We start from the raw sequence: 11,903 nt of genomic DNA, 5'->3' as shown, positions 1-11,903 counted from the left end.
TTGGGATCAGCGCCCCTGGCCCTCTTCCATTCATTGCGTTCACCGGCCCTGACAGGCCAACTCCGGCGGATGCCGGCGCGCCGCGCAAGCCATGAAGCCGCGGCGCCGGAAAGATCGATGAAATTCGTCGAACCACGCCACCGGCCGAGGCCGGCAGCATGCCGAACTTCAGATCTGGACCATTTCGAAGTCTTCCTTGCGCGCGCCACACTCCGGGCAGGTCCAGTTGATGGGAACGTCTTCCCAGCGCGTGCCCGGCGCAATGCCTTCGTCCGGCAAGCCGGCTTCTTCGTCGTAAATCCAGCCGCAAATCAGGCACATCCAGCTTTGATATTCCATTCTTGTGTCGCGTCGTTAAGTCCGTGGAAACGGGAGCCATGATGGTACCGTGTTGGCGCCCCCATGCCTAGCAATCCAGAACGCGCAATCGTAGCGTGCGCCGGCCTTCGGCGGGGCGTCCGAGGACAAACTGGATAGCACTTGCGGCGTCATGCCGCGCATCGGACGCGTGAGCGCTTGCGAACCCGTCGCGTGGTAGAGGAGGACCTCGGGAGCGAATCCGGTTGATTCTGTCGTCAACCTTCGCAACATGCGCGTGGCGACCGCCTCCCTGCATTTTTTGCGCGGACTGCACACCGCGCAGCCTGTGCCACGCGAAAAAACGCCCTCACCGCGGTTTAGGCCGCATAATTGAGCCAACTGCGGAGCCCATTACGCCCCGCGCCGAAATCCCGCTCCTTTTACTCATTTTCATGCCCAGCGACACGCCACCGATCGTCCTCACCTTCGGCCTTTCCGACCCCACTGGCGGTTCCGGCCTGCAAGCCGACCTGATGACTCTTGCCAGCATGGGCTGCCATGGCGTCTCCGTGCTTACCGGCTACACCGTGCGAGACTCGGCCAGCTGCGACGAAGTCACCGGCCTCGACCCGGACGTCGTCGCGACCCAGGCGCGCATGCTGCTCGAAGACATGCCGATCGCCGCATTCAAGGTCGGCGCGTGCACGCGTGCCGAAGTGGTCAGCGCGATTGCCGAAGTGGTCGCCGACTACGACAGCATCCCGCTGATCCTCGCCCCCGATTTCACGCTCGACGACGAACACGTGCTCGCCGCCGACGAACTGCGCGAAGCGATCGCCGATCTGCTGGCGCCGCAAACCACGCTGCTGGTCGCCGATTCGTCGACGCTGCTGGCGCTGGCGCAACCGGACGGCGATGCCGAAGCGCCGAGCCTCGACGCCGCGATCTCGCACCTGCTGTCGCAGGGCTGCGAGTACATCCTGTCGACGGAAACCGGCTCGCACCGGCTCGTCAACACGCTGTTCAGCGAGGACGGCCAGTTGCGCCAGGACATGTGGGATCGCGCCAGCCATCGGCTGACCGGCCTCACCGATACGCTCGGTTCGGCGATCGCCGCGTTGCTGGCCAACGGCCAGGAACCCGCGGAAGCGGTACGCGAGAGCCAGGAGTACCTCTATCAGGCGGTGCGCAATGCGTTCCGGCCCGGCATGGGTTCGTACATGCCCGACCGTTTCTTCTGGGCGCGCAGCAGCGACGACGAAGACGACACGCCGCCCGCTCAAGGCAAAGGCGCGGAGCCAGGCGAAGCGAGGCATTAAGCGACGCCCGACGACTCGCGTCACGTCATGCGAATCGAGCCGTCCCCAGTCCACCAGAAACAACCCGCTCAGAGGCGGGTTTTTTTACATTTCATCGCATTTTTCTGATCTGCAATTTTTGCCGATTTACTAAATATCAAAAAAATAACCGGCAAATTTGAGACGACCTCCATCAGCTAACGCTGCGGTGCGTACGCCATATGGGCGTGGCCTTCGTCGATTTATTTCGCATAACAGCACAAACGCTGCGCGGACCATGTAAGCGACTGTTGTATCGCGTAATTAAACGTTACAACCTCATTGCAATCGTGCGACTAGACTTTACCCATCACAAAATTGTCATATGTCCCCACATGTCTTTTCCTATCTTTTTCATTCATCCCCCGAAATGCGGCGGTTCGACCGTTATTTCGTTTTTTGATTTGAATAAAGGTAAAGACCAGTTTATTAATTTCGATTGGGATCAGTCCAACGGGGAAAACTACCGCGCGAGACTGCTCGAAAACCGTATTGGCGGCGGACATCGACCCTATGGCATTCACCGCATCGTCAGATATCCGGTCAATTACTGCACGATCCTGCGCGATCCGCTCGCGCGCCAGATCTCGCATTACTGGTACGCGGCGAACGGCAAGAACGGCGAAGTCATGCGCGGCGTCAGCGTATCGCCCGACGAAGCGCTCGCGCAGCAAGGCGCGCTGTCGCTCGACGAATGGGTCGGCGAATCGCTCGGCGGCAGAAATCTGTTCGTGCATATGCTCAGCGGCGAACCGGTCGCCAATGAAGCGAGTCTCGCGATTGCGCGAACCCATCTGCGCGAGCATATCGGCACAGTCGGCGTTTGCGAAAACATGAGCGAATTCCTGCTGCGGCTTTGCGGCGCGAGCGAATTGAATTTGCCGTTTTATTTCGAAACCAACCGCACTAGCAGCTTATCGAAAGACAGACGCCCTTTAAGCGATACCGCGCGACAAAAATTTATCGAAGACAATAGACTCGATTACGAACTCTTTCAGGACGCGAATCGTATCGTCGATACGTATGCGAAAGAAGCCGGTAGCATCTTTTCGAACGCGCTGGAATTGGTCCACGTGATTCAGGCCGAAATCAATCAGCTCGAGAATCCGCACGTCTTCAGTTCGACGGTTTTCGGCTTCGACGGCTCGTTTCTGTCGAAGGTCCACGAGGTGATTCGCCGTTTCGATCTCGCCCCGATCAACGACTATCTGAAATTCGCGCGCAGCCGGCAGCCGGCGTCGGTCGATCTGTTCGACGGTTTCGTCGACACCGTGCGCGATGGCGTCGTGTCGGGGTGGGCGGTCAATCTGACCCGGCCGGACCGACAGGTGCCGCTCGAAGTGCGCGTCGGCACGCAAATCGTTGCGACCGGCTGGAGCGGCGAACCCCGGCCGGACGTCGCGAGCGCCGGCTATCCGAGCGCGCGGACCGGCTTTTCGATTCCGCTGCCGGACGGCACGCCGGAAGGCTTTCGCGTCGCCATCGCCGACTCGACCGAAAGCTTGCACAACGCCGGCACGTGGCGGCAAGGCTGGCACTGCGAATGAGCGTCAGCAGAATGAGGAATCCATCCATGAAAGAGCCGCCGAACTTCCTGCAACGCTTTCACGGCACGATCGCCGCACAGGACCGCATGCGCATGTTTCGCCAGAAACCGGCGACGATCTGGCTGACCGGCCTGTCCGGCGCCGGCAAATCGACGCTCGCGTTCGCGCTCGAAGCGCAACTGATCGCGCTAGGCCACGCGTGCTACGTGCTGGACGGCGACAACGTCCGCCACGGCCTCGCCAGCGACCTCGGCTTCGCGCGGGAGGACCGCCGCGAAAACATCCGCCGCGTTGCCCACGTCGCCCAGTTGATGAACGACGCCGGCCTGATCGTGATCACCGCGCTGATCTCGCCGATCCGTGAAGACCGCGAGATGGCGCGCGAAATCATCGGCCCCGACAAGTTCGTCGAGACTTATGTGTCCGCCTCGCTCGCCACCTGTCAGAGCCGCGACCCGAAAGGCCTGTATGCGAAGGCACGGTCCGGCGAAATCAGTTCGTTCACCGGCGTGTCGGCGCCGTATGAAGCACCGGATGCTCCCGAGCTGCGCGTCGACACGGGCACGCTGAGTCCCGCCGAGAGCGTTGCGCAGATCTTCAGCTATCTGCGTGACCATTGCCTCGAGACAGCAGCACAGCCGGCCGTCCATACGGCAAGAGCCTGATTCGGAAATTTCCTGAGCGTTTCGCCGGCCCCAAAGAAAAAACCCGCATTTCTGCGGGTTTTTTCTTTGGGGAAGCACGTCTTGCGACGCGCTTCCCCGCTGGACTTCCATCCGGGTCCCGTGATGCGGCCCAACCGCGAGGCTGAACCGCAAGACCCGAGCGGAATTACATGTCCATGCCCATGCCGCCCATGCCGCCGGGCATGCCGCCAGGCATCGGTGCATCTTCCTTCGGCAGTTCGCAGACAGCTGCGTCGGTCGTCAGCAGCAGGCCAGCAACCGAAGCTGCGTTCTGCAGCGCCGTGCGCGTGACCTTCGTCGGGTCCACGACACCAGCGTCGACCAGGTCGACGTACTCGCCGGTCGCTGCGTTGTAGCCGTAGTTGCCCTGGCCAGCAGCAACTGCCGCGACCACGACGCTCGCTTCTTCGCCGCCGTTCGTGACGATCTGGCGCAGCGGCTCTTCCATCGCGCGCAGCACGATCTTGATACCTGCGTCCTGATCGGCGTTAGCGCCCTTCAGGCCGGCGATTGCCGTACGTGCACGGATCAGCGCGACGCCGCCGCCAGCCACGATGCCTTCTTCCACAGCTGCGCGCGTTGCGTGCAGTGCGTCTTCGACACGTGCCTTCTTTTCCTTCATTTCGACTTCGGTCGCAGCACCGACCTTGATCACTGCAACGCCGCCTGCCAGCTTGGCAACGCGCTCTTGCAGCTTTTCACGGTCGTAGTCCGAGGTCGCTTCTTCGATCTGCTTGCGCACTTGCTTGACGCGAGCTTCGATGTTCGCTGCTTCGCCAGCGCCGTCGATGATCGTGGTGTTTTCCTTGCCCACTTCGATGCGCTTCGCCTGGCCCAGTTCAGCCAGCGTTGCCTTCTCGAGCGTGAGGCCGGTTTCTTCAGCGACGACCTGACCGCCGGTCAGGATCGCGATGTCTTCCAGCATCGCCTTACGACGATCGCCGAAACCCGGAGCCTTGACGGCGACGGTCTTCAGGATGCCGCGGATGTTGTTGACGACCAGCGTTGCCAGAGCTTCGCCTTCGACGTCTTCAGCGATGATCAGCAGCGGGCGGCCAGCCTTCGCGACCTGTTCCAGGACCGGCAGCAGATCACGGATGTTCGACACCTTCTTGTCGTGCAGCAGCACGAACGGGTTGTCGAGCACGGCAACCTGCTTGTCCGGGTTGTTGATGAAGTACGGCGACAGGTAGCCGCGGTCGAATTGCATACCTTCGACGACGTCCAGCTCGTCTTGCAGCGACTTGCCGTCTTCGACGGTGATGACGCCTTCCTTGCCGACCTTGTCCATCGCTTCAGCGATACGGTCGCCGATCGACGAATCGCTGTTCGCCGAGATCGCGCCAACCTGAGCGATTTCCTTGTTGGTCGTGCACGGCTTGCTGATCTTGCGCAGTTCTTCGATTGCGGCTGCAACAGCCTTGTCGATACCGCGCTTCAGGTCCATCGGGTTCATGCCCGACGCGACGTACTTCATGCCTTCGCGAACGATCGATTGCGCGAGAACCGTAGCGGTCGTCGTGCCGTCACCTGCGTTGTCGCTGGTCTTGGAAGCAACTTCCTTGACCATTTGCGCGCCCATGTTCTGGAGCTTGTCTTTCAGTTCGATCTCTTTTGCGACCGACACACCGTCCTTGGTGACCGTCGGGCCGCCGAAGCTGCGCTCGAGGACCACGTTGCGGCCCTTCGGACCCAGCGTGACCTTAACGGCGTTGGCGAGAATGTTCACGCCTTCGACCATCTTGGCACGGGCGGAATCACCGAATACGACGTCTTTAGCTGCCATCTTCTAACTCCTTGAATTCTTGAGATATAACCGGGGAAGTAGCGACGTTGCGCTTACTTCTGCACCACGGCCATGATGTCTTCTTCGCGCATCACGAGCAGTTCGTTGCCGTCGACCTTGACGGTCTGGCCTGCGTACTTGCCGAACAGGACGCGGTCACCGACCTTCACGTCGAGCGCAATAGCTGCGCCCTTGTCGTCGCGCTTGCCCGGGCCGACTGCGAGGATTTCGCCTTGATCCGGCTTTTCCGCTGCGGCTTCGGGGATCACGATGCCCGACGCGGTCTTGGTTTCTTGATCCAGACGCTTGACGATCACGCGATCATGCAAAGGACGAAGGTTCATACATACTCCTCTCTTTGATTGAGACTGAAGAACGCTGAGAAAACCCGATTGGCTGAGCCAACCGGCGATGTTGTTAGCACTCTCGTGCAGCGAGTGCTAATTATATGGACGGGTAGTGACAAATTCAAGAAGTGGGGGACGAGAGGGGTTCGGAGGGGCAGCCAACGCCCTTTTACCGCACGTCGCGCCGGCCGAGGGCGCCCGCACGATCATTCACGTGGAGCGTGAATTCAATAAAAAACAAAGACTTGCGGCACGAACTTAAAGTTCGACCCGACACGGCGCGCGAGCGACGCCCGGGCGCCGGCTGCGCCTGCAAACCCTCATTCGCGGCACGGTCACCGGGCTTTCCAGGGAAAACCCCCGTCCTAACGCGCATAAGATCGCAGCGCAGCCGCCGCGCGTGACGCGTGACACCGGCGCGCCGCCCTTACTTGCGCGCCGGCGCGTGTAACGAATTCTGCGCCATCCACTTCAGCCGCTCGCAGTTGACCTTGATGCGCGACGCGAATTCCGCCGGATCGCGTTCGCGCAGCCCGCTCATCTGGTTATTGTTGCTCTGCGCGCGACGCCAGCCCGTATCCCAGTGCTGGTCGAAGTTGGTCGCTTCGGTCAGCCGCTTCCTGAGTCGCTCCTTGTAGTTGCCGATCTGCTCGGGCGACACCTCGCAAAACGCCTGCGCGAAGCTCGCCCGTTCGCCGGCCGTCTCGGCCTGCAGGTTCGCGCCCTCTTCGCTCGCGTGGCCGGCCAGCGGCACGGCGAGCGACAGCATCGACAGCAATACCGCCGCGCAGCGCGCACGGCGGCAATACGACTGGTTTTTCATCATCGGCTCCCGATACTCCGATATGCGCTCAGGGATTGTCCCGAGCTTCCGTGCCACCTCGCGTGCGATGTCCTCAATGGACAGCACGATGGCGTTTTCGCGCGCTATCCGACGCATCGCGTCGCCAATAGCGGGTGTTACGCTCGATCAGGCAGCTTTCGATTGCCTGCCCGGCCGCGCGCCACCGACCACGACACGCGACCCGCCACCCAACAGGCTGGCAACGCAAGCGCGCATGGACAACACTAACAAAAGGCGAAACATCGCTGCGGGAGTGACTGCGATGACTTCTAAAACATATACCGTACTCGTGCTCCTGATGACGAGCACCGCCGCGTTCGCATGGCGACCGCTCACCTATCCGATGCGAAGTCAGAGCCCGTACGAGCGCGGCATCGATAACGCGATGTGCTACGCGGAAGCGAGCCGGGTCAGCAAGGTCAGCATGGTTCACGAGTCGCAGATCCCGCCGCGTCCGACGCCCGCCGCAAAGAGCTCGTCGACGGGCGTACCGTCGAAGCCACCGCTGCCGCCCAGTTCCTTCTCCGCCACGCCGCTGCCGTGGAGCGCGAGCATGCCGGACGCCGCAAGCGCACCGACGGCCGCCGCGCCGATGGGGGCTTCGTCGGCGAAACCGGCGAACGAGGCCGCGGCAGACGCGGGCGGTACACCTGGCGCGACCGCCGGGACCGCGGGCGGGACCGCTGGCACCAACACAGCAGCCACCGCTGCGGCCGGTGCATCAGCCACCGCACCCGCAACGACGACGCAAGCCGCCACTCCTGCCGCGAGCGCAAGCCTCGGCACACCGGGCGCACCGGACGCCTCGTTGCAGGCCAATGCGGGATCGGGCGTCAAGCTGCCGCCGCTGCCTGCCCCCGAGCCGCCGATGACGCGCTATTGGGCCGCTTACAGCGCATGCATGCAGGCACGCGGTTATTTCGTCCAGTAATTCCGGTCGATGCCGTTTGCCGGCGTCGTTACAACGATAATTTTTAATGGCGTCGGCCTTCGACGCCAGTGGGGCGATCCGGCCATGCCGCGCGACACGACCTCCGACCAGCCGTTCATCCATCAATGCGCGTACTGCGGCGTGGCGCTGCCCGGCCGCTTCTCGCCGTGCCCCGCGTGCCACGAGTTGCCGCTGGACGGCTTCGATCAAACCGGCCGGCACGGCTCGCGCGTGTCGCGCTCAAGGGCGCTCGCCGCGCCGCGCAGGCCGGTCGAATCATTTGAGTCGATCGAATCGCTTGGGCCATATGAATCCGTGGAGCCGCCGCATGCGTCGGCTGCTTTTCAGCGCTATGGAGCGGCGCCCGTGTCGTCGCGAATCAAACTGAGCCGCTACGACTCGATCGATGAAACTACGTTCGTGCCGCCCGGCTCCCGGCGGCTGCGGCGTTCCGTTGTGCTCACCGCGACAGTGCTCGCGGCGATCGGCGCCATGTATGCCGGCTTCATTTCCCACAACGACAACGAGACGAGCGGTAACGCGCCGGCCGCATTGGCCGGCGCAGTGAGCACGCCGCACGTTGCGCCGTCGCTTGTCGCACATCGGAAGCCGGCTGCGCCGACGGTCGTCGCGCAACGGCCGGTGTCGGATAGTGTGAACGTTGCCCAGCAGCTACCGGCCGCCGCGGTGGCGCAGCAACCGTCGACTGTCGCGGTGGCCGCGCAACCGCCAATCGTCGCGACGCGGCCGAAGCCGTCGCTCGCAGCAGTCACTCAGCAACCAAGAGCCGTCGTCGTTGCAGAACAGCCGCACCCGTCGCCCTCGTCCGTACGTCCGACGCCCGTTACGCCGCCGCCGACATCAATGCTGGTCATCGCAGCCACACCGACGGTCGCACCAACCACCGCTTCCATCGCGTCACAGCCACGGCTCGCCATCGCTACGCAAGCACCGTCGCAATCGCAAACCAGCGCTACGCAGCGGCCAACACCCATAAACGTCGCGCAACAGCCACAACCTTCGTCCGTACGTCCCGCGCCAATTACGCCACCGACGCAGACGCCAACGCCAATGCAGTTGCCCGCACCTCACCCCGCGCCCGTCATCGCAACCGCGCCAACGGCAACGCACACCACCGCACCCGCCATCGCATCGAACGGCAACACGCCCGCAACCACCGTACGCCGCGCGCCCCTCGCCTCCACCGACACACAACGCACCTCGCCCACGCGAATCGACCCGCCGCGCGCGACCCCACTTCACGCCAGCGCTTTACAGCATCCGAAGATCGCACGCGTCCCCCTCCGGCAAGGTAATCAGCCGACGCCCAAACCGCGCATCATCGCAGCGAGCACCCAGACCACTGCACGCCCTGCGTCAGTGGACAATCACGAAGCCTGGCGCCAGCACGAGGACATCGGCCTGCCCGAACACGCGCGGGTCGCATCAGCGGGTTTCGCTCACGGCTGCGGCAACGGCGGACACGCGGGATGCGCATCGCCGCTCGACGCAAGCAACAAGGAAAGCCGCGAAGCGCCGCATGTCGCGACGCTGGCCGCACGCGACCCAGAACCACGAGCCGTACAACAACCCGCCGCCGAAGTGGCCGCGGTCCCACCGAACGATCTGCGCGACCTGCTGCGTCATCACTAGGCACGGAGTGCTCTGCGGGCCCTGAGAGCACTAAACGGCGAGCACGCAGGAAACCAGCAACAAAAAATCGCCCAGCAAAAAAGTTCAGCCACCCTAAACAAAAACGAGGCCATCACCGATGGCCTCGTCCTCATCCAGCGCAACGCGTCCGCGCACCGGCGCGCGCATTCAACCCGCAATACTGTCGTAACCGTAATAGCCGCCCTGATACCCCGAGCCAAGGAACGCGCCCTCCTGCGGCACATCGGTAAGCAACACGCCGCGCAAGCCCACCCCTCCATTGCGCAGCCGCTTGGCGGTTTCGATGATTTCGCTGAGCGGCTGCCGACCATGCCGTACCACCAGCAGCGTCGTCGCCGCATACCGGCCGACCAGCGTCGGGTCGGTGACCGCGAGCACCGGCGGCGTATCGATGATCACAAGGTCATAGCGCGGCTTCAGTTCGTCGAGCATCGTCTGGAAACGCCGGCTCATCAGCAATTCGGCCGGATGCGTCGGCAGCGTGCCCTTCGGGATCACGTCGAGGCCGGGCATCACTTCGTGCTGGATGACCGCCTCGAGATCGGCGCCGCGCAGCACGTCGGAAAGCCCTGGTTGATGCGCGATGCCGAAATGCGAATGCACGTCGCCGCGCCGCATGTCGCCGTCGATGATCAGCACGCGCTTGTGCGCCGACGCGACCAGCGCCGACAGATTCACCGACAGGAACGACTTGCCCGCATCGGGCCGCGAGCCGGTGATCATCACGACGTTGTTGGCGGCGTGATCGAGCGACAGTTGCAGCGACGTGCGCAGATTGCGCACGCCTTCCACCGCGAGATCGCCCGGCGCCTGCTGCGCGAGCACGTGCTGACCGCGACGGCGCATCGCCACGCTTTCCTGCAGACGCAACTGGGTCTGGCTGCGCGGCACCGCCGCGAACACCGGCACGCCGAGCATCGCTTCCAGTTCGTCGGGCCGCTCGACGCCGCCATACATCGCGCGCCTGAAGAAAGTCAGCAGGACGCCGAGCACGAGGCCGCCGCCGAGCGCGCTCAGGATCACCAGCAGGCGCTTCGGCCGAATCGGATCGTCGGGCGTTTCGGCGAAATCGACCACGCGCACGCCGCCCACCTGACCCGCCTGCGAGACACGCAGTTGCTGCACGCTGTTCAGCAGATTGTTGTATTGCTCGGTCTTCATCTGCAGATCACGCTTGAGCCGCTGCGCGGTCTGCTCGGTATCGGGCATCGCCGTGACGCTGTGGTTCATGTTGGCCTGCGCGCCCTGCAACGCGGCGATCTGCGCATCGAGCGCGGCGACGGCCGGATGGCTCGGCGTGAAGCGCTGCAGCATCTCCACGCGTTGCTGCTGCAGATCGAGCAGCCGCGTCTTGTTGTCGACGACCTGCTGCAGCAGCAGCCGGCTTTCCTCGCCGGGATCGACCGTGCCGTGCGCGTTGCGGAACTTGTTGTAGCGTTGCTCCGCGTCGTCGACATCCTTGCGCAAGCCGGGCAGTTGCTGCTCGAGAAACGCGAGCGTGTGATCGGTCTCGGTCGAGCGGTTCGCGAGGTCCTGACGCACGAATTCGTGCGCCATGTTGTTGACGATCGCCGCGGTCAGCGCCGCGTCGCCACTTTCGAGGCTCACGCGAATCACGCCGGATTGCGGCGCGGTTTCCTGCACGACCACGGTGTTCTGCAAACGGTCCACCGTGCCGAGCGTCGACGCGCGCGCAAGCTTGAAGCGCGAACCGGGCGCGCCGACCATGCTGTCGACGTGCAGCGTGATCGGACCGTCGGCGGTATCGGTCTGCACCGTCTCGCCGACGCGTCCCGACAGGATCGCGCTGCCGTTCGGATCGCGCAGAATAAACGTGTTGTCACTGCCCGCCACCAGCGTGAAGGTGGCGTCGTACATCTGCTTCGTCGTGTCGAAGCGCGACACCGCAATGCTCTCGTTGCCCCACGCGAAGCCCGACAGATTGACGAACGACGGCAACCTGAAGCCCCACTTTCCGTTCACGAGACCCGCGATCATCCCGCCGATCACCGGCAGATAACGCGGCGTCGCCGTGATGTCGAGGTGCAGCGCGCGCACCGCTTCCTCGCTGACGAGTCGCGACTTCAGCAACTCGATCTGCGCGGCCGTCGACGGCTTCGTGTCGGAGCCGCCGGCGAACGACGGTGCCGCGCCGCTCGCCGCCCCGTTCGCATTGGCGCTCCTGTCTTCGACGTGAAACAGCACGTCCGCACGATAGGTCGGTGGCGCGAGAAACGCGTACGCGCTACCGAGCGCGAGCGCGATCAGCGTCACCGTCAGAATCGTGCGCCGCCCGCGCACGAGCGTGCGCAGGCAGTCCGACAGATGCAGCGTCCCCGGTCCGGACACGTCCGCATAACGGCCGTCGGCGCGGCCGTCGTAGCGGTTATCAAAGTTGATTGCCATGTTGTTCACCCGACAAGGCCCGGCGGTTCAGGTTGCGCGTCGCGC

At 63.5% G+C, this 11,903-nt stretch carries 10 protein-coding genes; 5 read left to right on the top strand and 5 right to left on the bottom strand.

Translation table 11 applies throughout. The features are described 5' to 3' along the window. Positions 1–168: 168 nt before the first annotated feature. Entirely contained in the window at positions 169–339 is a 171-nt protein-coding gene (locus HHL14_RS08215) for a rubredoxin (RefSeq protein WP_006047743.1), read from the bottom strand. 413 nt (positions 340–752) lie between these two features. Between HHL14_RS08215 and HHL14_RS08210 the strand changes: the two genes are divergently transcribed. From HHL14_RS08210 to cysC, 3 genes are all read left to right on the top strand, one after another. After that, a complete protein-coding gene (locus HHL14_RS08210) occupies positions 753–1,619 on the top strand; it encodes a hydroxymethylpyrimidine/phosphomethylpyrimidine kinase (protein ID WP_169497089.1) in 867 nt (288 codons plus the stop codon). 353 nt (positions 1,620–1,972) lie between these two features. Continuing rightward, complete coding sequence (locus HHL14_RS08205; protein ID WP_169497088.1) at positions 1,973–3,184, top strand: sulfotransferase family protein; 1,212 nt, start codon at positions 1,973–1,975, stop codon at positions 3,182–3,184. A gap of 26 nt (positions 3,185–3,210) precedes the next feature. Next, positions 3,211–3,849: an adenylyl-sulfate kinase gene (gene cysC, locus HHL14_RS08200; protein ID WP_169497087.1), complete on the top strand. Its 639-nt coding sequence runs from the start codon at positions 3,211–3,213 to the stop codon at positions 3,847–3,849. A gap of 166 nt (positions 3,850–4,015) precedes the next feature. Here the strand turns inward: cysC and groL are convergent, their stop codons facing one another. The 3 genes from groL to HHL14_RS08185 all read right to left on the bottom strand — a co-directional run bounded on the left by groL (position 4,016) and on the right by HHL14_RS08185 (position 6,829). Next, positions 4,016–5,656, bottom strand: a complete 1,641-nt coding sequence (groL, locus tag HHL14_RS08195) for a chaperonin GroEL (RefSeq protein WP_169497086.1) — start codon at positions 5,654–5,656, stop codon at positions 4,016–4,018. A gap of 53 nt (positions 5,657–5,709) precedes the next feature. After that, positions 5,710–6,000 carry a co-chaperone GroES gene (gene groES, locus HHL14_RS08190; RefSeq protein WP_008923887.1) on the bottom strand — a complete coding sequence of 97 codons (291 nt, stop codon included), beginning with the start codon at positions 5,998–6,000 and terminating at the stop codon, positions 5,710–5,712. Positions 6,001–6,430: 430 nt separating this feature from the next. After that, complete coding sequence (locus HHL14_RS08185; protein ID WP_230412954.1) at positions 6,431–6,829, bottom strand: hypothetical protein; 399 nt, start codon at positions 6,827–6,829, stop codon at positions 6,431–6,433. A 280-nt stretch (positions 6,830–7,109) separates the two neighbouring features. On the opposite strand from HHL14_RS08185, the gene HHL14_RS08180 reads away from it, so the two are divergent. Together HHL14_RS08180 and HHL14_RS08175 are read left to right on the top strand one after the other, a co-directional pair. Continuing rightward, complete coding sequence (locus HHL14_RS08180) at positions 7,110–7,778, top strand: hypothetical protein (RefSeq protein ID WP_169497085.1); 669 nt, start codon at positions 7,110–7,112, stop codon at positions 7,776–7,778. Between the two features lie 9 nt (positions 7,779–7,787). Then, complete coding sequence (locus tag HHL14_RS08175) at positions 7,788–9,431, top strand: hypothetical protein (RefSeq protein ID WP_206002246.1); 1,644 nt, start codon at positions 7,788–7,790, stop codon at positions 9,429–9,431. 168 nt (positions 9,432–9,599) lie between these two features. Here the strand turns inward: HHL14_RS08175 and HHL14_RS08170 are convergent, their stop codons facing one another. Then, positions 9,600–11,858 (bottom strand): polysaccharide biosynthesis tyrosine autokinase, encoded by a 2,259-nt coding sequence (locus HHL14_RS08170; protein WP_169497083.1) that lies wholly within the window; start codon positions 11,856–11,858, stop codon positions 9,600–9,602. Positions 11,859–11,903 lie beyond the last annotated feature (45 nt).

The sequence above is a fragment of the Paraburkholderia antibiotica genome, from assembly GCF_012927125.1.
GTDB classification, from domain to species: Bacteria; Pseudomonadota; Gammaproteobacteria; order Burkholderiales; family Burkholderiaceae; genus Paraburkholderia; species Paraburkholderia antibiotica.
Note: the sequence above shows the minus strand (reverse complement) of the source record. Positions and strands in the feature narration are given on the sequence as shown.

Excerpts from the sequence above, each read along its gene's own strand:
- HHL14_RS08180 (WP_169497085.1), top strand. The coding sequence starts at position 7,110 with ATGACTTCTAAAACATATACCGTACTCGTGCTCCTGATGACGAGCACC.
- HHL14_RS08175 (WP_206002246.1), top strand. The coding sequence starts at position 7,788 with ATGCCGTTTGCCGGCGTCGTTACAACGATAATTTTTAATGGCGTCGGC.
- groL (WP_169497086.1), bottom strand. The coding sequence starts at position 5,656 with ATGGCAGCTAAAGACGTCGTATTCGGTGATTCCGCCCGTGCCAAGATG.
- groES (WP_008923887.1), bottom strand. The coding sequence starts at position 6,000 with ATGAACCTTCGTCCTTTGCATGATCGCGTGATCGTCAAGCGTCTGGAT.
- HHL14_RS08210 (WP_169497089.1), top strand. The coding sequence starts at position 753 with ATGCCCAGCGACACGCCACCGATCGTCCTCACCTTCGGCCTTTCCGAC.
- HHL14_RS08185 (WP_230412954.1), bottom strand. The coding sequence starts at position 6,829 with ATGATGAAAAACCAGTCGTATTGCCGCCGTGCGCGCTGCGCGGCGGTA.
- HHL14_RS08205 (WP_169497088.1), top strand. The coding sequence starts at position 1,973 with ATGTCTTTTCCTATCTTTTTCATTCATCCCCCGAAATGCGGCGGTTCG.
- cysC (WP_169497087.1), top strand. The coding sequence starts at position 3,211 with ATGAAAGAGCCGCCGAACTTCCTGCAACGCTTTCACGGCACGATCGCC.
- HHL14_RS08215 (WP_006047743.1), bottom strand. The coding sequence starts at position 339 with ATGGAATATCAAAGCTGGATGTGCCTGATTTGCGGCTGGATTTACGAC.
- HHL14_RS08170 (WP_169497083.1), bottom strand. The coding sequence starts at position 11,858 with ATGGCAATCAACTTTGATAACCGCTACGACGGCCGCGCCGACGGCCGT.